Annotated in this window: 16 protein-coding genes and 1 pseudogene; 11 read left to right on the top strand and 6 right to left on the bottom strand. The window is 42.7% G+C overall.

Translation table 11 applies throughout. The annotated features are described in order from the left end of the window. Positions 1–474 carry a biopolymer transporter ExbD gene (locus tag RI557_RS07875; protein WP_151169280.1) on the top strand — a complete coding sequence of 158 codons (474 nt, stop codon included), beginning with the start codon at positions 1–3 and terminating at the stop codon, positions 472–474. 30 nt (positions 475–504) lie between these two features. Here the strand turns inward: RI557_RS07875 and RI557_RS07870 are convergent, their stop codons facing one another. Further along, the gene (locus RI557_RS07870; protein ID WP_310683123.1) at positions 505–1,389 is read right to left on the bottom strand and encodes a CPBP family intramembrane glutamic endopeptidase; all 885 of its coding nucleotides are present in this window, start codon (positions 1,387–1,389) and stop codon (positions 505–507) included. Positions 1,390–1,421: 32 nt separating this feature from the next. On the opposite strand from RI557_RS07870, the gene dusB reads away from it, so the two are divergent. Beyond that, entirely contained in the window at positions 1,422–2,423 is a 1,002-nt protein-coding gene (dusB, locus tag RI557_RS07865) for a tRNA dihydrouridine synthase DusB (RefSeq protein WP_310683121.1), read from the top strand. On the opposite strand, the gene RI557_RS07860 is transcribed toward dusB, so the two are convergent. Both RI557_RS07860 and rbfA read right to left on the bottom strand, forming a co-directional pair. After that, the gene (locus tag RI557_RS07860; RefSeq protein ID WP_310668546.1) at positions 2,393–3,625 is read right to left on the bottom strand and encodes an FtsX-like permease family protein; all 1,233 of its coding nucleotides are present in this window, start codon (positions 3,623–3,625) and stop codon (positions 2,393–2,395) included. The two genes, dusB and RI557_RS07860, sit on opposite strands and share 31 nt — an antisense overlap. 10 nt (positions 3,626–3,635) lie before the next feature. Beyond that, entirely contained in the window at positions 3,636–3,974 is a 339-nt protein-coding gene (gene rbfA, locus RI557_RS07855; protein WP_310668545.1) for a 30S ribosome-binding factor RbfA, read from the bottom strand. Positions 3,975–4,213: 239 nt separating this feature from the next. Here rbfA and RI557_RS07850 point away from each other — a divergent pair, with 239 nt between their 5' ends. Both RI557_RS07850 and RI557_RS07845 read left to right on the top strand, forming a co-directional pair. Then, positions 4,214–5,692, top strand: coding sequence for a T9SS type A sorting domain-containing protein (locus RI557_RS07850; protein ID WP_310683119.1), 1,479 nt, complete (start codon positions 4,214–4,216; stop codon positions 5,690–5,692). A gap of 109 nt (positions 5,693–5,801) precedes the next feature. Further along, on the top strand, positions 5,802–6,866 hold the full coding sequence (locus RI557_RS07845; protein ID WP_310668543.1) for a VOC family protein: 1,065 nt from the start codon (positions 5,802–5,804) through the stop codon (positions 6,864–6,866). Here the strand turns inward: RI557_RS07845 and RI557_RS07840 are convergent. The 3 genes from RI557_RS07840 to RI557_RS07830 form a co-directional block, all read right to left on the bottom strand. Next, positions 6,847–7,131, bottom strand: coding sequence for a hypothetical protein (locus tag RI557_RS07840; RefSeq protein WP_310668542.1), 285 nt, complete (start codon positions 7,129–7,131; stop codon positions 6,847–6,849). The two genes, RI557_RS07845 and RI557_RS07840, sit on opposite strands and share 20 nt — an antisense overlap. 75 nt (positions 7,132–7,206) lie before the next feature. Next, a complete protein-coding gene (hflX, locus tag RI557_RS07835) occupies positions 7,207–8,403 on the bottom strand; it encodes a GTPase HflX (protein WP_310668541.1) in 1,197 nt (398 codons plus the stop codon). Next, entirely contained in the window at positions 8,396–8,830 is a 435-nt protein-coding gene (locus RI557_RS07830) for a hypothetical protein (protein WP_310668540.1), read from the bottom strand. Before RI557_RS07830 ends, hflX begins: the two co-directional genes overlap by 8 nt. Before the next feature lie 89 nt (positions 8,831–8,919). Here RI557_RS07830 and RI557_RS07825 point away from each other — a divergent pair, with 89 nt between their 5' ends. From RI557_RS07825 to RI557_RS07795, 7 genes and pseudogenes are all read left to right on the top strand, one after another. Further along, positions 8,920–11,961, top strand: coding sequence for an amidohydrolase family protein (locus tag RI557_RS07825; protein ID WP_310683117.1), 3,042 nt, complete (start codon positions 8,920–8,922; stop codon positions 11,959–11,961). A 9-nt stretch (positions 11,962–11,970) separates the two neighbouring features. Further along, positions 11,971–12,402, top strand: coding sequence for an IS200/IS605 family transposase (gene tnpA, locus RI557_RS07820; RefSeq protein WP_310683115.1), 432 nt, complete (start codon positions 11,971–11,973; stop codon positions 12,400–12,402). An 82-nt stretch (positions 12,403–12,484) separates the two neighbouring features. Continuing rightward, the gene (locus tag RI557_RS07815) at positions 12,485–13,918 is read left to right on the top strand and encodes an amidohydrolase family protein (RefSeq protein WP_310683113.1); all 1,434 of its coding nucleotides are present in this window, start codon (positions 12,485–12,487) and stop codon (positions 13,916–13,918) included. 5 nt (positions 13,919–13,923) lie between these two features. Beyond that, entirely contained in the window at positions 13,924–14,532 is a 609-nt protein-coding gene (locus RI557_RS07810) for a hypothetical protein (protein ID WP_310683108.1), read from the top strand. Further along, complete coding sequence (locus tag RI557_RS07805; RefSeq protein ID WP_310669069.1) at positions 14,525–14,878, top strand: hypothetical protein; 354 nt, start codon at positions 14,525–14,527, stop codon at positions 14,876–14,878. The genes RI557_RS07810 and RI557_RS07805 overlap by 8 nt, the downstream gene beginning before the upstream one ends. Before the next feature lie 236 nt (positions 14,879–15,114). Continuing rightward, complete coding sequence (gene metG / locus RI557_RS07800; RefSeq protein ID WP_310669070.1) at positions 15,115–17,187, top strand: methionine--tRNA ligase; 2,073 nt, start codon at positions 15,115–15,117, stop codon at positions 17,185–17,187. Between the two features lie 550 nt (positions 17,188–17,737). Next, a pseudogene (locus RI557_RS07795) lies at positions 17,738–19,653 on the top strand (SprB repeat-containing protein); the annotation flags it as partial.

Here is a 19,653-nt window from a genome sequence, read left to right as displayed (position 1 = left end):
ATGTCAAAGTTTAAAAAAGACGGTGGGGATAAGGATCCCGCAATTTCAACTTCTTCCCTACCTGATATTGTATTTATGCTACTCTTCTTCTTCATGGTATCTACTGTGATGCGTGAAGTGGAATTGAAGGTTTCTATCGACCAACCGGAAGCAACTGAAATTGAAAAGCTCGAAAATAAAGCACTTGTAAATTACGTGTACATTGGAGAGCCACTCAACGCTGAGACATACGGTACAGCGTCTCGTATTCAGTTGAATGATGCCTTTGCATCTGTTAAAGAAGTTGGACCTTACATTGAAACGAGAAGAGCTGAGGTTGACGAAGCTGAGGTTCCTCTACTCACCACTTCTTTAAAAGTTGATAAAGAAACTGAAATGGGTATTGTAACCGATGTAAAACAAGAGCTAAGAAAAGTTCAGGCCCTTAAGATCAGTTATTCTACTCGTGAAAAAATGGATGCTGATAAATTTTAAGTTTGGGTTTTTAGTTTATAGAAAGGGAAGTCAACTGGCTTCCCTTTTTTTGTATAGATAAAGTAACCCAATGGTCAGAACCAAAGATAACGTTACGCCTCCCAAAAAGAAAAAACTGATCTCAGGCTCAAAGTCTCTTTCAACCATTTCAGGACCGTACACGTAAGAAATCACAACAGCAGTTCCATTGTTGATAGCATGCGCCACAATAGCCGGCCACACAGAACCACTCCAAAATACTAAATACCCGAATATAGCTCCCAGTAACATCCTGGGTACAAAGCCTAAAAACTGGAGATGGATAGCACTAAAGATGGCAGCAGCCAGCCATATTGATACATGAGCACTATATCTCGACTGAAAAACGCGTTGTAAGAATCCTCTAAAAAAAAGTTCTTCACCAATAGCCGGAATGATGGCAATCATGATGAGATTGATAACGAGATCAATCGGCTCAGACTGTTGAAGGAATTGAAGAATTAATCCCTGGCTCACTTCTTCTCTTGCCTCAATCCAGTCCTGCAATCCGCTGAGAAAATCAGGTAGAACAAGCTGACTGTTCAAATATCCGGTGAAGCTAATCAAAGGAAGAGCCGTTAGTGCGATAAAGCCCGCTATCATTAATGCAGGAGAGCTCCCGGTCTTTTTTAACGTATTAAAAGGCTGCAAGTGTGCCATTTTCATAGCTAATATGCCGGCAAAGCCAAAACCGCCCAGTCCGTAAGCCATTTGAATAATTTTCATGCCGGCCAGTCCTTTTGGGTCATCAGGGTTTGTCATTCCGGCAAGGCCATCCATTCCGTAAAAAATGAGCGTAATAGCTACTCCCACGAGGCTGGAAATGATGATCAACCCTATAAGCAATGCGAAACCTAAAAATAAATTTCGGGCAAGTGACCCGCGGACTTCAATCATGATATTCTGTTTTGTAATTTTGTAATCAAATTATGGGCGTAAAAATAGCAAATATTGATGTGGGGGACTTCCCTCTGTTGTTGGCTCCAATGGAAGATGTAAGTGATCCTCCATTCAGAGCCCTGTGTAATGAACAGGGAGCAGACTTGCTGTACACGGAGTTCATCAGCTCAGAGGGGTTGATTCGCGATGCAGCTAAAAGTGTTCAAAAGCTAGATATCTACGAATATGAACGCCCGGTAGGAATACAGATATTTGGTAGTGAAATCGATTCTATGCGACAGGCTGCACGAGTAGTTGAGAAAACGAACCCTGATATTCTCGACATCAATTACGGCTGCCCGGTTAAAAAAGTGGCTTGTAAGGGTGCCGGAGCAGGTATTTTAAAAGATATCCCCAAGATGGTGGATCTGACCAAAAAAATTGTCGATGAAGTCGATCTCCCGGTTACGGTGAAAACCCGGCTGGGTTGGGATGAAAACTCAAAATACATTGTAGAAGTTGCTGAGCGATTACAGGATGTTGGGATCAAAGCTATTTCTATTCACGGTAGAACGCGCAGGCAGATGTACAAAGGTGAGGCAGACTGGTCGTTGATCGCTGATGTGAAGAACAATCCCAGAATGAACATTCCGGTTTTTGGAAATGGCGATATCGACACTCCTCAAAAAGCGGTTGAGTATAAAAACCGTTACGGAGTAGATGGTATCATGATCGGTAGAGCGAGTATTGGCTATCCATGGATATTCAGAGAAATCAAGCACTATATTGCTACGGGGGAGGTTTTGGCACCGCCAAGAATTGAAGAACGTGTCAAAGTAGCGAGACAACACCTTGAAATGAGCGTGAAGTGGAAAGGAATGCATACCGGAATAGTTGAAATGCGCAGGCATTACGGGAACTACTTCAAAGGCTATTCTCACTTTAAGCCATTCCGCACGAAACTGGTAACATCTGATGATTTTGATGAGTTGCAACAAACATTTGATCAAATTTTGGAGAGTTACTCTTCAGATGAGCCTGCTTTCGCATAACGGCTAATCAAGACTCTTGTAGGGATGTAAGCCGATATTGCTCCAATTACTCCAACAATACCCATAATCGCCAAAATATCGAGCAACTCGATTTTGATTGGGTAAGCATCAACCAGCATCCCCTGTACTTTAAGCAATCCAAATTGCATTTGTAGGAAAGAAACAATCAGCCCCAGGAGAATTCCGGCTCCTCCGCCAATCACTGAAATAAGAAAACCTTCTGTGAAAAAGATTTTTTGCATTAGAGAAGTGTCAGCTCCCATGCTTTTTAGAATCAGGATATCGTCCTCTTTGTCAATGATGAGCATTGTGAGAGAACCAATAATATTAAATGTTGCAATAACCAGAATGAAAGAGAGGATCATAAATGTGACCCACTTTTCAGTATTGTTGGTTTTGTACAGGATATCGTTGAGCTGAAAACGTGTTTCAACTTCATAGTCAGAACCCACGAATTGCTCAATTTCACCTTTTAGTTGCTTTAGGTTTTGACCTTCAATTGCCCTAATTTCAATGGCTGAAATCCGGTTTTCGTAATTGAGCAAATTTTGCGCAAATGAAAGCGGAGCGAGAGCATATTCACTGTCAAAATCGGCATTGATTGAAAATACACCTGTTGGCGAAATTTGTCTGATCTTAAAAGCATTAGTATTCCCAATTCCCACTGATTTCGCCTTTCTATTAGCTGCGTAAACATTAAGCGGTCTTGGAAACCCCTCTACCTGTACATGCAGGTTTTGCATGAGAATATATCCCATGACCATATTTGGAGTGCCCTTTTTCGAATACAATTGGTCAGATCCGTAAACAACTGCCTCGCTTAGATTTGACATTGTTACGAAACTCGTGTCCACACCTTTTAGTTTGGCAAAAGCCTGGAAATCGGCATTTTTGAGAAGGGCGGTTTCTTCCAAAACGCGTGATCCGCTTTGGACGCCATCGATGTTGAGGATCTGACCGTAATTGATTGAATCCTGATGAAAAGTTTTTCCCTTTTTGGCGGTGATTTTAATGTCGGGGTCAAAAGTGCTGTAGAGCGACTCAACTAAATCTTCAAGCCCGTTAAAAGCTGATAGCACAATGACCAAAGCCATGGCACCAATTCCAACACCCAACATGGAAATGCCGGATATGAGGTTGATAACATTGTGCTTTTTCTTTCCAAAAAGATACCTGCGAGCTATGTGAAGAGGAAGCTTCAAATAAATAGTTTTAGTCGGTCAATAAATCGTCAATTCGCTCAGCGTAATCGAGCGAGTCATCGAGGTAGAAGCCGAGTTCAGGTACAATGCGGAGTTGATTCCTAACTCTTTTTCCCAACAGGCCTCTGATTTCAGAACCGTGAGACTTCAACTTTTCGAGGTCTTGTTTTGGTTCATCGGTGGGGAATATACTCAGGTATATCTTGGCAAAACTCAAATCGGGACTCATCCTTACGATGGTCACAGTAATCATTTTGCCCGGCAAATATCGTGTGCCGTTTTGTTGCATAATTTCGCCAACATCACGTTTTATGAGGCTGGCTACTTTTTCTTGTCTGATCGATGCCATGAAAATGAATTTTCAATTGTGCCAAAGATAATTAGTTGAGTCTTTTCATAGGTTATAATTACAGAAATGCGATTATTTTAATTGAGTTGGTTTTATTAAGTATATCAACTTCGCAACTTAGAATAATAAATTACGTCTAATGAATACAATTAAAAGAAATATTTAACCTGAATATCAATCAAAACTTGCATAAAACGATCTTTATGCGAAACTTTACAAACTTCAATCAATACTAGCTTATGAGACACAAAATACTTTTTTCTGTATTTACACTTTTAACTGCATTTGCAGCAAAAGCACAAATCACGATCGACTCTTCTGATATTGGGAATGTAGGCGATAAAATTTACATGCTCAATGATACTGCGGTAACAGGTTTAACAGTTGGTGCGGGGAGTTCTTCAGCTCAATCATGGGACTTTACGGCATTATCTTATGATTTGGTTGACAGCGTTGAGTTTGAGAGTAAATCAAATTATCCTGAGGGAAGCCAGTTTCCAAACAGCTCATTTGCCATTTCACTGGAAAACGGAATAATTGGTTTTGCCAGCAAAACTGATCAGGAGTTTGTGATTGATGGACTTTCAGGAGACATTACAGGTCAGGGTGTGCCTGTTGTTGTTAAACCTGATGGTGGCCTTAAACAAATAGAATTCCCTTCGACTTTAAACGATAGTTTTCTTGATACAACTGTAATTGATTCAACTCTGGAAGTTAACCAACAGGGAGTTGACTCTGCTCGCCTCAAAAGAACGTATCATATTGAGAGCTTGATAGATGCTCACGGATCGTTAGAGGTTCCTGGTGAGGTTCATAATGATGTAATTCGTCAGTATTATATGGAAGCAATAACTGATTCTGTATGGGCTTACAACTCATTTTTAGGGTGGCAATTTATTCAAGATTCAGTACAGGTCACTCATACTTATAATTATTACGCCAAAGGCCGTGACTTTCCGGTTCTTACAGTTGACGCAACAGGCGGAACCGGAACAATCATTTCAGCTATGTACCAGGCTGGTGATGCACCAACACCTGTGTACACAGTAAACAACTTAACTTGCTATGATGATAGCACGGGATCTGTAACAGTTGACAATGTTATTGGTGGTGCAGGACCATACACTTACAACTGGAGTAATGGTGCAACGGGAAGTTCTGCAACAAATCTATCTGCCGGGAATTACACGGTTACTGTATATGGAGCTACTGATTCAGCGGTGACGAGTGTGACCGTTAATCAGCCAGATTCTATACAGATTTCTGAAACTGTTACTCAGCAAACTAATGGTGGAGACGGAGGTGTAAATATTTCTGTTTCTGGCGGAACTGCACCATATTCATTTATGTGGAGTACAGGTGCATCAACACAAAACCTTCAAAACCTGAGTGCCGGAACTTACACGGTAACGGTGAATGACGATAAATTTTGTTCAAAATCTAAATCGTTTACGATTGATCCGTTGACATCAGTCGGGGAAAAGGCGGATAGAGAAGAGTTGAGGCTTTATCCTAATCCTGTTGGTCAGAACCTGAGGATTGACGCTGAGAATGAGGTGAACCTTGTTGAAGTGATGGACATCACAGGTAAACTGGTTCTGACTGTAAGACCAGATTCAAAATTCGTTACAATTGAAACTGCAGATTGGAACAATGGTCTTTATCTGGTTAAGGTTTCATTAGATGACCATGAAGTAATAAGAAAAGTAGTGAAGTAAATTCACATCACATATTTCATTCAAAAAAGCCATTCAGGAAATGAATGGCTTTTTTGTTATCTGTTTTCGTAAAATAATTTATTATTGACGCCTGAGAAAGTAGTGTAGGATGGCAGCAATTATTTCGGGAATTCAACAAATTGGTATTGGGGTAGAAAACATCCACACTTCATGGAAGTGGTACAGGAAAGTGTTTGGTATGAATACTCCTGTGTTTGATGACGATTCCACTGCCGAATTAATGCTGCCTTATACCGGAGGTAAACCCCGCGATAGAAGAGCTGTTCTTGCGATGAATATGCAAGGTGGCGGTGGATTTGAAATATGGCAATACAAATGCCGCAAACCGCAACCGGCAAAGTTTGATGTGAAATGGGGTGATTCTGGAATTTTAGCAACAAAAATTAAAACTGATAATTCAAAAGCCAGTTTCAATTATCACAAAAACCTCATCCCTGAATACATGATGAGCGACCTTCACATTCGCGGAAAAAAATCTCAGCACTACTACGTAAAAGACCTTGACGGAAACATCTTTGAACTTACTGAAACGGATAGCTGGTTTAAGAATAAACTGAAGACGAATACAGGCGGAGCTCATGGTGTCGTAATCGGCTGTTCTGATATTGAAAAGTCTCTTGAACTCTACAAGAACATTTTAGACTACGATAAAGTTGTTTTTGATGAATCGGGAGTGTTTGAAGATTGGGAGCAACTCAATGCTGGGAAAGAGCGCTATCGCAGAGTTGTGCTGCAACACAGCAAGCCAAGGAAAGGGAGTTTCTCAAGGCTTTTAGGCCCTTCAGAGGTAGAGCTCGTACAACCTCTCGATCGAGAGCCTCAAAAGATCTATGAAGACAGAATGTGGGGTGACCTGGGATTTATTCATATCTGCTTTGATGTGAAGAACATGGAAAGCTTAAAAGAGCGCTGTGCTCAAAGTGGTTTTGATTTTACAGTGGATAGTGCCAATAGCTTTGATATGGGAAAAGCAGCAGGTAGGTTTGCTTACATTGAAGATCCTGATGGAACACTCATTGAGTTTGTGGAGACACACAAATTACCCATAATTGAAAAGCTAGGTTGGTACATGGACATTAGTACGCGGCCGGCAGAAAAGCCACTACCCAACTGGATGTTGCGGATGCTTGAACTCAATCGGGTGAAGGACTAAAGACAGCATCGAATAACGGTCCAAAAAAGTGGTTGAGGACAAATGGTAAAATGATCAACACAAAAACTACGTAGGCCTTTACAATCCAGTCTCCTTTCGTATTGAACAAACGGAAAAAGAAACTTTTTATCCCCATTGACTTTTCTTTACTCTTACTGGGGAGTAGCTTTAAGTCACCCAATAGTTCCTTAAAGAAAGCGCCTGGTAGGTTCATTATTTCTTTCCAAATTGGTTTGTGATCTCGCTTGTTGTGCAAATCGTGCATGTTTCAAATATAATAGTATTTTCCACTATTAAAGAAAACCCTAAGCTTACATGGTTTTAGTTCTAACTAATATAATCAATAAAGAAAATTGTCGTACGGGAAACGCTCAGCATGTATCGATTTGATCTGATGGTAAATCTTATCGCGCAACTCTTTGATGTTGATGCGCTCAGCAGCCGAGATGAAAATACATGGGTGCTCACTCTTCGCCATCCAACTTTTTTTCAGATCCGTTAGTGAAACGTTGTGTTTCGTATTAGCTGTGTGATCAAATTCACCATCTTCCATGTGCGTGTACTGATCGATTTTATTGAACACCATCAGCATTGGTTTTTTGTCGCCAATGATATCGGCCAGGGTTTCGTTTACAGTGTCGATTTGCTCCTCGAAGTTTGGATGTGAAATATCGACAACGTGAATGAGGTAATCTGCTTCGCGTACTTCATCCAGAGTTGACTTGAACGACTCAACCAGCGAGTGAGGTAGCTTGCGGATGAAGCCAACTGTATCAGTGAGTAGGAACGGTAAATTTTGAACAACGACCTTCCTAACCGTAGTGTCGAGTGTTGCGAAAAGTTTGTTCTCTGCAAATACTTTTGATTTCGAAAGAATGTTCATCAACGTGGATTTCCCAACATTGGTATATCCAACGAGCGCTACACGAACCAGGCTTCCGCGGTTTTTGCGCTGAGTAGCCATCTGCTTGTCAATCGTCTCGAGCTTTTTCGTGAGCCTCGTGATTTTGTTGCGGATGATACGCCTGTCTGTCTCGATTTCCTTTTCACCTGCACCGCCACGTGTTCCGGTACCACCACGTTGACGCTCGAGGTGAGTCCACATTCGTGTGAGTCGGGGTAAAAGATATTGAGAACGAGCTAACTCGACCTGAGTCTTAGCCTGTGCGGTTTTGGCACGAAGCTGAAAAATGTCGAGAATCAAAAGGCTCCGATCGTAAATCTTCACTTTCAGAGCACGCTCAACATTCCGCAGCTGTGATGGTGACAGGTCATCATCAAAAATTACCGTATCGATTTTATTCTCTTTGATGAACTCCTTTACTTCTTCGAGCTTTCCTTTGCCTACAAAAAATTTGACATCGGGCTTTTGGAGCTGTTGCGTAAAGCGTTTGTGCGTTTTAATACCTGCTGTTTGCGCCAAAAAACGCAATTCATCCAGATATTCTTCAACTTGTTCCTCACTTTGTTGCGGAGTGATTATACCAACGAGAACTGCGTTCTCCTGCTCTCCGGCTGTGTTGATTAGTTTATCCATTAATATACTGCCATGGAATGCGTAGAACGATTAGGATCAACGCGATTACATAGAAGATGATTACTTGTTTGTATTTGCCACCAGAGGTGGTTTGTTTTTTTGCTCTTGATCGCCCAATTGTAATTAAAATGATAGCAATAATCATCGTGAGCGGATGTTCAATAACGTGTAAACGATCAAAACTGTTCTTCATTACAGCACCCATATCGCTCAGTTTCTCTGCCCATGGGCCCAGGAAAAAAATGATAAATCCAAGGAGAAGCTGAATGTGAGAGAAGATTAGCGTGATTAAACTCAGTTTATCTTCAAATTTTCCATAAGGAGTGTTTTGCTGTTTTTGAATGATGAAACGGCCAATTGTAAATAACAAAAGGACCAGTAACGCTATCATCAGGAAGTAGTGAGTTGTAACGAGCGAATTGTACATAATCGTGAATTTTGATGCGAAAATAAGGAATGCAGAGGAATAATTAGGTCTGTAAATATTTCCCCCAATTCGTTTAGATTTGTTGAGCTATGAAAAATATCTTCTCTTTCCTGTTTGCTCTGCTCACGAGTAGTGCTGCTATTAGTCAATCGACACGGCCTGAGCTTCCTGTGAGCAATCCGAAAGCCGGCATCTATGCGCTTCAAAATGCAACGGTTTATACGCCTTCAGGATATGTTCAAAATGCTACATTGTTAATTGAAAAGAGTAAAATTATTTCGGTCGGAGCCGGGATTAACGTACCCGAAAATGCAATCAAAATCAATTGTGAGGGACTGTATATTTATCCTTCGTTCGTAGAGTTGAACAGTAGCTTTGGGTTACCAAAGCCGGAGAAGAAGAAAGTAAAAAGACCACAATACAATCGGACAGAAAAAGGGGCTTTCGGGTGGAACGAGGCGATTAAAACTACTCAAAAAGCGGTTGAAGATTTCAAAACCGACAAGGATCACGCTGAAAAGTTGCAGAAGTTGGGCATCGGCTCAGTACTCACGCACTATCACGATGGTATAGCGAGAGGAACGGGAGCTGCGGTTGCGGTTCTGACCGAGAACGAAAACAAAGCCGTTTTTAGTCCTCAGCCATCAGCTCATTTTTCATTTCAAAAAGGGACTTCATCTCAGGAATACCCCAATTCTTTGATGGGTGCTATGGCTTTGCTCCGCCAAACAGCCTACGATGCAGAGTGGAGAATGAAACAGGATTCGATTTACGAGGCGAATCTTACACTCGATATGTGGAACAAACAGTTTGATAATCCGGTGAATTCGCTGTTTTTTCATGTTCAGCAATATCGGGATGCACTCAGAGCACTCGATCTCGCACAGGAATGGGACAAGGAGTTCATCATTGCAGGAACGGGCGATGAGTACAAGCGAATTTCAGAGTTTGAAGAGCGAAATGCTTCCCGTTTTGTAATTCCGCTCAAGCTACCCAAAGCTCCAGATGTGAGCGATCCTTACGATGCAATGTACGCGTCACTTGAGGAAATGAAACACTGGGAAATGGCTCCGTCCAATGCTGCTTTGCTCAGTCAGGCCGGATTTGAAGTGGCGCTTTCCACTCACAAAATTGAAAAATGGTCAGATCTCACTTTCATGGCTCGTCAGTTGCAAAACAACGGTTTTTTAGAAAGTGATCTGATCGAAAGTCTTACGATGACTCCGGCAAAGTTCATCAATGCTGAAGAGGAAGTCGGGTCGATTGAAAAAGGCAAGTTCGCCAACTTCATCATCACGAGCGACAAGATTTTTTCCAGAAAGAGCGAATTGCTCGAAAACTGGGTGATGGGTGAACGCCACGAACTCAAACCTATTGGTGAGATCGACATAAGGGGAGACTACGATATCAACATCGAAAATGAAATCGTCAAAATTGAAGTTGGCGGGAAAAAGGAAAAAGTAGAAGCCAAAATTGAGGATGACAAAATAAAATTCAACCGCGAAAAAAGGCTCGTGACTATAGTCCTTGAAAAGGACGTTGCCGGGATGAAAGCTCCTATACGCTTGTCTGGAAAAATCAATTTTGGGAGTAAAATCTGGGACGGTCGCGGAAAAGATGCTGATGGAAACTGGTTCACCTGGAGCGCGATCAGGCAAAAACAATTTGATGAAAATGAAAAAGAAAAGAAGGAAGAATACCTGATTAAGTCAGATGGACAAACGTGGTTTCCCAATATGGCTTTTGGTTTTGATTCAATTCCTAAGTCCGGCACATTTTTCATTCGCGGTGCAACCATTTGGTCGAATGACACACTCGGTGTTTTTGAAGGTGATGTATTGGTGAAAGACGGGGAAATCGAGCAGGTTGGAAAATTTCTCCTACATGACCCAAGCATTCCGCTCATCGGTGGAAACGGGAAACACCTCACACCCGGGATTGTAGATGAGCACTCGCACATCGCCATTGAGAAAGGAGTTAATGAAGGCACTCAGTCCAGCTCGGCTGAAGTCCGCATAGGTGATGTGGTAAAAGCAAATGATATCAACATTTACCGCCAACTCGCGGGAGGTGTAACCACTTCTCACTTGCTCCACGGCTCGGCCAATCCTATTGGCGGGCAATCAGCACTTATAAAACTCAAGTGGGGAGAATCAGCCGATGAAATGCTCATCGATGATGCACCCGGCTTTATCAAATTTGCCCTCGGTGAAAATGTGAAGCAATCCAACTGGGGGCCAAATTTCACGATGCGTTTTCCGCAAACCAGAATGGGTGTTGAACAGGTCTTTTACGATTATTTCAAAAGAGCAAAAGACTATGCAAATGAATGGGCAAAGTATGACAGTCAGAACCAAAAGTTTTCGTTGCGAAAAGTCCCCTTGTTGCGCCATCTGGCGGGTGAAGGTCCCAGCACTCCACGAGTCGATTTAGAACTCGAAGCACTGAGTGAAATTCTGGATACGAATCGGTTCATTTCCTGCCATTCTTATGTCCAGAGTGAGATCAACATGCTTATGCACGTTGCCGACAGTATGAAATTCAGAGTCAATACGTTTACGCACGTTCTCGAAGGCTACAAAGTTGCCGACAAACTGGCTGAGCACGGAGCAGCCGGCTCAACATTCAGCGATTGGTGGGCCTACAAGTTTGAGGTGAACGATGCAATTCCGTACAACGCAGCACTCATGCATGAACAGGGCGTTCTGACAGGAATCAACTCTGATGATGCTGAAATGGGCCGTAGACTCAACCAGGAAGCAGCCAAAACAGTGAAATACGGAGGAGTGTCTGAGGAAGAAGCACTCAAAATGGTAACTCTCAATCCGGCCAAAATGCTCCATCTTGACCATCGCATTGGCAGTGTGATTGAAGGAAAAGATGCTGATTTGGTATTGTGGGATAGTCATCCTTTGAGCATCTATTCAAAACCGCTTTATACGTGGATTGAAGGAGTTCCGTATTACACTCACGATCAGAACCAGCTTGCCGTTGAGCGTAATCAACAGGAAAGATCCAGGCTCGTGAAAAAACTATTGAACGCAGCCGATAAAGGCTACCCAACCAAAACACCCGATAAGAAAACGAATAAACTCTATCATTGTGACACGTTGGTTGATGAGGTTAAATAATTGCAATAAATGCCACAATCATTTAACAAAATATGGATACACGCTATTTGGGGAACAAAATATAGAGAGCCTATTATTGAATTGGGCATTGAACAAAAGGTGCATCAATTCATGTCAGATCAATTACGTGAACATGGATGTCCGGTTAGAATTATAAATGGAATGCCAGACCATGTTCATTGTTTGTTTTTACAGAACCCCAAAAAATCTATTGCTGAAATTATTAAGCAAGTCAAAGGAAGCAGCTCTTTTTATGTCAATCAAAACGAATTGATAACAGGTAAATTTGCATGGCAAAAAGGCTATGGGGCATATTCTGTTTCAGAATCTGGCGTAGAAAGAGTTTTCCAGTACATTAAAAACCAAAAACGACATCATCAAAGAAAATCATTTCAAGAAGAATTTGAAAGATTTTGTCATCTCCACGGAATATCACCATAGCAATCGGTTTTAACCGGTTGCGGAAATGAAAAAACCATAACCATAACCATCGGTTTTAACCGATGGCTTGAAACAGAACTATATGATAGGAACAACCATAACCTGCGGTTTTAACCGCAGGCTTGAAACTATAACCCTCGGTTTCAACCGATGGGTCGGGACATCCATAACCATCGGTTTTAACCGATGGACAGAGCCAGCTACAACCATCGGTTTTAGCCGGTGGCTGATCATCATGCTTATGGTCTCTTTAGGATTTGAGGCTTACAGCCAAATCCCAACACCAGCCGAAAAACCCGACAAGTCGATGCTCATCCTGGGCGGAACGGCTCACGTTGGTGACGGCCGAATCGTAAAGAATGCAGCGGTCGGGGTGAAGAACGGTCATTTCACTTTTGTGGAAAATCAAATGTTTCAGCGCGTTGATACCCAGGAGTTCGACACCATCATCAGACTCACTGATGAGCACATTTACCCTGGATTTATCGCGCCCAATACTACTCTCGGATTGAGAGAAGTCGATGCGGTTAGGGCAACGAGAGACTTTGACGATGTGGGGCTTTTCAATCCGAATGTACGTTCACTGGTGGCTTATAACACGGACTCACGCATCATTCCAACTATCAGATCTAACGGTATTTTGTTGGCTCAGGCTACACCGCGTGGCGGACTCATAAGCGGTTCTTCCTCCATTATGCAGCTCGATGGCTGGAACTGGGAAGATGCGGTTTTGAAAAAAGATGACGGCATTCACCTCAACTGGCCTGAACGATTCATTCAGCACGGCTGGTGGGCCAATCCGGGAGGTTCTGACCGAAATAAGAAAGAAGAGAAACAAATAGAGAAAATTCAAGAATTTTTCACAGAGGCGAGGGCTTATTACGAAGGAGGATCTGACCGTGAAAACCTGCGTTTTGAAGCGATGAAAGGTGTTTTTGACGGATCAAAAAGACTGTATATTCACTGTAATCAGGCGAGAGCAATTGTAAGAGCTATGGAGTTGAAACGCGATTTCGATATTCCTAACGTTGTGCTCGTGGGCGGCTACGATGCCTATCTAGTTCCAGAAGCGCTCACCGATAATGACGTTCCGGTCATTTACCAGCGACCACATTCATTGCCACACCGCGATGATGATCCCATTCATTTGCCTTATCAAATCCCCAAAAAATTGCAGGAAGCAGGGATTCTTTTTTGTTTGGATATGAGCGGGAGTATGGAGGCAATGAATCAGCGCAATTTGCCGTTTGTAGCAGGAACAGCACACGCTTACGGATTGGACAAGGAACAGGCGATTGCTGCTATTTCCGGGAATTCTGCTAAAATTTTAGGAATTGATGAAATGGTCGGGACCCTCGATGCGGGCAAGCAAGCCACGTTTTTCATCTCCAAAGGTGATGCTCTTGATATGCGAACAAACAAGCCGACTCATGCCTTTATTCAGGGAGCGGAGATCGATTTGGACAATCCGCAAAAAGCGCTCTACCGCAAGTTTAAAAGCAAATACGAAAACTGAGCAACATGCGAACGTTAAAAGTCATCCTCTTCTTTGTCGTGCTCACAGCCATCGGTTGGGGAGCCTGGTACTATTTGCAACAGCAGGACCGGGAACAACAATTCCGGGAAAATGAATTGTTACGGTCAGAGCTCAGCAATCTTCACAACAAGGCTCAGCAGGTTGAAGACAGCCTGCGCGATAACAATCCAGATCCGGCTCTGACCAAGTTTACCATTGCCGATAAAGCAGATAAACTTACGAGCCATGTTCAGTACACGAAAAAAATGTTGGCCGAGCGTGTTCACATTGATCTCGTTCACTCTCCAGATTCTCTCTTGTTGGAAGAGCCCGATAATGAAGATGTGGAAGCGATTTTCCTCAATGAAAAAGATCAATTCAGCGATTACCATCGCGAGGAACTCATCGAGCGGTTGTCAAAATTCATCCGATACGCTGAGGAATACTCCAACGGAGATGTAGCTGAGCTTATTCAGTCCCGCGAAATACTATCGGCCAATCATGTTTGTGGCGAAATGCAGGGATCAGAGTGTTACGCACGTCTTGTGAAGTCGCTAAACCGTTTGTCCATAGAGCTGGAAAAATTCAAACTCGAACTTTTGCGCAATGGCTAAGTGGCTGTTTGTGATATTGCTTACAGTGTTTTTTTCCTGCGATCGTGAGGAAGAAACCTGGCGGGTGCAGTACGAAGTCAATTTGCTCGAAAACGAGCAGGCATCAGTCCGCGCTATTTATCGAAATTCCAAAAATACCGATGTGAGCGAATCACCTATCGATGATAACGTTTGGCGTTCCCCGGTCTATGACGATTTCAAAGAAGGCGATGAAGCATACATCCGCGTGGAGCGACTCACAGGCGATGCCGATTACGAAATTTCAATCCTCCGCGATGGAGCTGTTCACGAAAGCGACCAGCTAAAAGCCGGCCAAACTGAGATTGAAGTGAAGAGGAGGATTTAGTTTGAGGCCGAGGCCGAGGTCAAGGGCTAGGTCGAGAGAGGTAGGTTGAATTCTGCTCAATTTCATATTGACTCACTTTAAAGTGGTCAACCTATATCAGAGACGTACAGACGTACCAAATTCATAACTCAAAACCCATCATTCATAATTCCTAATTATACTTTCCCCTAAAATTTTCCCGCCTTCTCGCTGTGGTTATCTTTGTCGGTTCAATTTCAACTTAAAATATCAAAGTCGTGAATCAGCCGAAAAGACATTTAGTGACAGCAGCATTACCTTACGCGAACGGACCGCTACACATCGGTCACATCGCGGGAGCTTATTTGCCTTCAGATATTTACGTGCGTTACCTCAAAGCGCGCAGACAAGACGTTGTGTTTGTGTGCGGAAGTGACGAACACGGGGCTGCCATCACAATGCGCGCGCTCAAAGAAGATATTACTCCGCAGGAGATTGTCGATAAGTATCATAAAATCAATAAAAAAGCATTTGAGGATTTCGGTATCGATTTCGATATTTACGACCGCACCTCAACTGAGCGTCACGCAGAAACAGCCCAGCAGTTTTTCCTCGATCTGGAGAAAAAAGGTTCGTTTGAAGTTGAAACACGCGAACAGTTTTACGATGAAGAGCACAAACAGTTCCTGGCCGATCGCTATATAACAGGTGAATGTCCAAAATGCGGACACAGCGGAGCCTATGGCGACCAGTGCGAAAAATGTGGTTCCAGCTTAAATGCCAATGACCTCATCAACCCAAAATCGGTTTTGTCCGGGAAAACTCCGGTTCTGAAAGAAACCAAACACTGGTACCTGCCCATGCAGCGCCACGAAAACTGGCTCAAAGACTGGATCACAGAAGGTACGCTCGAAGGAAAAGAGCACCACGATCCCAAAAAATGGCGCAAGCAGGTGATCGGGCAGTGCATGAGCTGGATCGATGGCGGACTCGCACCGCGCGCCATGACCCGCGATCTCTCATGGGGAGTTCCGGTTCCGATCGAGGGCGAAGAAGGAAAAGTGCTCTACGTTTGGCTCGATGCGCCAATCGGTTACATCACGGCTACGAAACACTGGGCTGCTGAAAACGGCTCTGACTGGGAAAAATACTGGAAAGATGATGAGTCGTCCATCACGCATTTCATCGCGAAAGACAACATCGTTTTTCACTGCATCATTTTCCCCATTTTGCTCAAAGAGCACGGGGAGTACAACTTGCCCGTGAATGTGCCGGCCAACGAGTTTTTGAATCTCGAGGGCGATAAGATCAGCACCTCGCGCGAATGGGCCGTTTGGCTGCACGAATACCTGGAAGATTTTCCCTGTAAAAACGATGAGTTGCGTTACGTGCTCACCAGCATATCGCCCGAGGCAAAGGACAGCGAATTTACATGGAAAGATTACCAAAACCGCGTGAACAATGAGCTCGTAGCCATTTTGGGAAATTTCGTGAACCGCGCACTGGTTCTCACCCATAAATATTTTGACGGTCAGATCCCTGAGGCGGACGAACACCATGACATCGATCAGGAGTTGCATGATTCGATTAGTGAAATTCCGACAATCATAGCAGAGAAAATCGAGAATCATCGTTACAGGGAAGCTCTGCAGGAAGCGATGAAACTCGCTCGTCACGGTAACAAATATCTGGCCGATACTGAACCGTGGAAAGTATTCAAAACCGATGAAGACCGCGTAAAAACAATTTTATTCAACGCCTTGCAGGTTGTGGCGAAGTTGGGAATCGTCCTCGATCCGTTTATGCCACAAACGGCCGAAAAGTTGCGTCAATACACCAATTTGGCGAAGAAAGACTGGGAACTGACTGAGAATCCCGAATTGCTTGTTTCGGGTCAGCCCATTGAAAAGCCCGAGTTGCTCTTTCAAAAAGTGGAGGATGAGGTGATTGAAAAACAGGTAGAAAAATTGAAAGCCAAAAAAGCAGAAAAGGAAAAGCAGGAAGCGATGGAACAGTCAGAACCGATCGAGTTTGAGGATTTCCAAAAAATGGATTTACGCATAGTGGAAATTATCGATGCCGAACCCATACCAAAAGCTGATAAACTGTTGAAAATCCAAATATCACTCGGTTCTGAAGATCGCACCGTAGTGAGCGGGATAGCAAAGCATTACAAGCCTGACGAGATAATTGGTCAGCGAGTGCTCTATTTGGCAAATTTGAAACCGCGCAAAATTTTTGGAGTAAAATCACAGGGAATGTTACTGATGGCTCAAAACGATGAATCGGGCGTTTTGTCTACGATTCAGCCCTCAAAAGATGAAGTAAAAGGCGGAGACAAAGTCAGTTAAAAGAAAATGAAAAGGCTATCAGCTTTGAAGTGAGCGGCTTAATTTTGTACTTTAGGGACGAATTTATACCTGTGTAGGTTTTTGAGTGTTGCATGAAAATGCTTCGTGAAAACTTTAAGCAAGAATGTAAATTCAAGGAAGGGGGTGTATCAATATCGAAAAATCTATTGTTTTTCGGTATTAAAAGGCAGTCGTTAAAAGTTAAATTGTAGGTATAAGCGATAAAACTTGTGACTACCTGCGTATTAATTTTAAAGCATCTTTTGATACACCTCCCGGAATAGTTAAAATGTTTTACTAGCAACGAGCCGTAGGCAAAATCCGTCTAAAGGGGAAAACGGATTTACACCTAACTCATAAAAATCAACCAATGAGAAGAATAATACTTCTAATAACGGTACTGTTTTCTACACTATTTTTCAGCGAAAAGGCTTTTGGGACGCATGTTGCCGGAGGTGACATTAATGTTGAGCATGTTAGTGGTAACGTATTTGATATAGAATTAAACTTATATGCTGATTGCTCTGGTAACTCTGGTGCAATTTCAGGTTTGAATAACAATAGAAATATCGGTGTGATCGGTTCTTGTTTTTTGAATACATCAGCTACTGTGTCTGTTGTAAATCCTGGCGGTACAGAAGTGAGTCAGGTTTGTCCAAGCGCTATCAATAATACAACTTGTAATTCTGGTTCATTGCCTGGATTATTAAGGTTTACATACACTGGAACGATTACAGTCCCATCAACAGCTTGTAATGTTACATTTCGTTACGCATTAGCCAATAGAAACACTACAGTGAATGTTACTAATTCTATAGGTGAGCAATTTTATATTGAGACAATATTAAACCTAAGTACTTCATCGACCAATTCATCTCCACAATTTGCATTTGACCCTATCGCATACGCAATACAAGGTCAACCTATCACTTTCAATTTCGGTGCAACAGATCCAGATGGTGATAGTTTAAAATATTCTTTAGTAGGTGCGAAAGGCTACAATGGATCTATTGCATTTGGAAATTCTTCATTGCTTGGGTACGAGCCTGGTTACAGTGCTACTAGCCCGATACAGGGTATTACGTTAAATCAGAATACTGGAGCAGCCTCTGCACTGCCCACTGTTCAGGGGAATTTTATTGTTGTTTGTAAAGTTGAAGAGTTTGATAATGGTGTGTTAATAGGAGAAATGATTCGTGATATTCAAATTGTCGTGGTTTCAGATCCCAACAATATTCCTACAGCACCCTCTACTTTTACTAACTTTTCAGGTTGGGCAGATTCTGTCGATCAATCAACGATCAGTGCATATCCCGGAATGGATTTTTGTATTGATATCACTTTTTCTGATAATGATGCAAGTGACTCTCTTTCTTTAGTGACTAATCTTAGTTCAGTTTTACCCGGAGCAAGTTTGAGTTTGACAGGGACTAACCCACTTACGGCAAATGTTTGCTGGACAGCTACTGCAGGGATGCCTGTGAGCAATACTGTAGTTTTCAATGTTTCAGACAGTGCTTGCCCTGTCTCAGGAGTTAATTCTTATTCATTAAATGTTTTAGTCCCTCCTTGTAATGGCCTAGTGGGTAGAGTTCGAACGCAGGACGCTTCTTGTGCAGGTTCTTGTGACGGTTGGGCAAAAGTGAAGATGTTTTGTGGATCAGGGAACTATACATATAATTGGGTTAATACGAATGTAGGTCCCATACCTCCTGATGATAGTGTAACACTGTGTGCCAGTTCTACTCAATACAATCTTGTTGTAACTGATAATGTTACGAGTGAAGTTTATAGTAGGGCGGTTTCTATACAAGAGCCACCGAGTATTAGTATTTCTAGCTCTACAAATGCTGCGAGTTGTGGTGGAGCTTGTGATGGAACTATTTCCACGATAGTAACAGGTGGCACACCTCCTTTTAATTACAGTTGGAGTGATGTGTCCTCGAATACACCTAATCGTTCCGGTTTGTGTGCTGGGACTTATGGTTTAACAGTGACGGATCAAAAAGGGTGTTCTCAGTTTGAAAGTTATACAATTGTATCACCTCCTTCTATTGATGCTTCAGTGGTTTCTGTATCTGATCCATTATGTGCGGGAGGGAGTTCTGGAGAAGTTGCCATTGAATCAATTGTTGGATGTGGAAACGTGCCATCATCAACTTGTTCGAGTTTAGATACTGCTCAGGTTGGAACAGGGAATATTGCGTTAGCAGGAGATAACTACCCTGCTATTTACGGAGCTACACGCCAGGCCGGTAAGCACCAAATGATTTATACAGCATCAGAGCTTCAGGCTCAAGGTGTAGAGCCGGGACCAATCGAAGAAATAGGTTTTGATGTAGCTACTGTGTCGCCCTTTGCTGCTAGTTATTCCAGTTTTGAAATTAAAATGAGTTGCACCAGTGCTTCAGATCTTTCCGGAGGTTTTGAAACAGGCCTGGGGACTGTTTATAATCCACAATTTGG

It is taken from the genome of Salibacter sp., from assembly GCF_031581065.1.
In the GTDB taxonomy this organism is placed as follows: domain Bacteria; phylum Bacteroidota; class Bacteroidia; order Flavobacteriales_G; family Salibacteraceae; genus Salibacter.
Note: the sequence above shows the minus strand (reverse complement) of the source record. Positions and strands in the feature narration are given on the sequence as shown.

What these genes read in the sequence shown, in the direction of transcription:
- RI557_RS07875 (WP_151169280.1), top strand. Translation starts at nt 1, where the DNA reads ATGTCAAAGTTTAAAAAAGACGGTGGGGATAAGGATCCCGCAATTTCA.
- RI557_RS07870 (WP_310683123.1), bottom strand. Translation starts at nt 1,389, where the DNA reads ATGATTGAAGTCCGCGGGTCACTTGCCCGAAATTTATTTTTAGGTTTC.
- dusB (WP_310683121.1), top strand. Translation starts at nt 1,422, where the DNA reads ATGGGCGTAAAAATAGCAAATATTGATGTGGGGGACTTCCCTCTGTTG.
- rbfA (WP_310668545.1), bottom strand. Translation starts at nt 3,974, where the DNA reads ATGGCATCGATCAGACAAGAAAAAGTAGCCAGCCTCATAAAACGTGAT.
- RI557_RS07850 (WP_310683119.1), top strand. Translation starts at nt 4,214, where the DNA reads ATGAGACACAAAATACTTTTTTCTGTATTTACACTTTTAACTGCATTT.
- RI557_RS07845 (WP_310668543.1), top strand. Translation starts at nt 5,802, where the DNA reads ATGGCAGCAATTATTTCGGGAATTCAACAAATTGGTATTGGGGTAGAA.
- RI557_RS07840 (WP_310668542.1), bottom strand. Translation starts at nt 7,131, where the DNA reads ATGCACGATTTGCACAACAAGCGAGATCACAAACCAATTTGGAAAGAA.
- hflX (WP_310668541.1), bottom strand. Translation starts at nt 8,403, where the DNA reads ATGGATAAACTAATCAACACAGCCGGAGAGCAGGAGAACGCAGTTCTC.
- RI557_RS07830 (WP_310668540.1), bottom strand. Translation starts at nt 8,830, where the DNA reads ATGTACAATTCGCTCGTTACAACTCACTACTTCCTGATGATAGCGTTA.
- RI557_RS07825 (WP_310683117.1), top strand. Translation starts at nt 8,920, where the DNA reads ATGAAAAATATCTTCTCTTTCCTGTTTGCTCTGCTCACGAGTAGTGCT.
- tnpA (WP_310683115.1), top strand. Translation starts at nt 11,971, where the DNA reads ATGCCACAATCATTTAACAAAATATGGATACACGCTATTTGGGGAACA.
- RI557_RS07815 (WP_310683113.1), top strand. Translation starts at nt 12,485, where the DNA reads ATGATAGGAACAACCATAACCTGCGGTTTTAACCGCAGGCTTGAAACT.
- RI557_RS07810 (WP_310683108.1), top strand. Translation starts at nt 13,924, where the DNA reads ATGCGAACGTTAAAAGTCATCCTCTTCTTTGTCGTGCTCACAGCCATC.
- RI557_RS07805 (WP_310669069.1), top strand. Translation starts at nt 14,525, where the DNA reads ATGGCTAAGTGGCTGTTTGTGATATTGCTTACAGTGTTTTTTTCCTGC.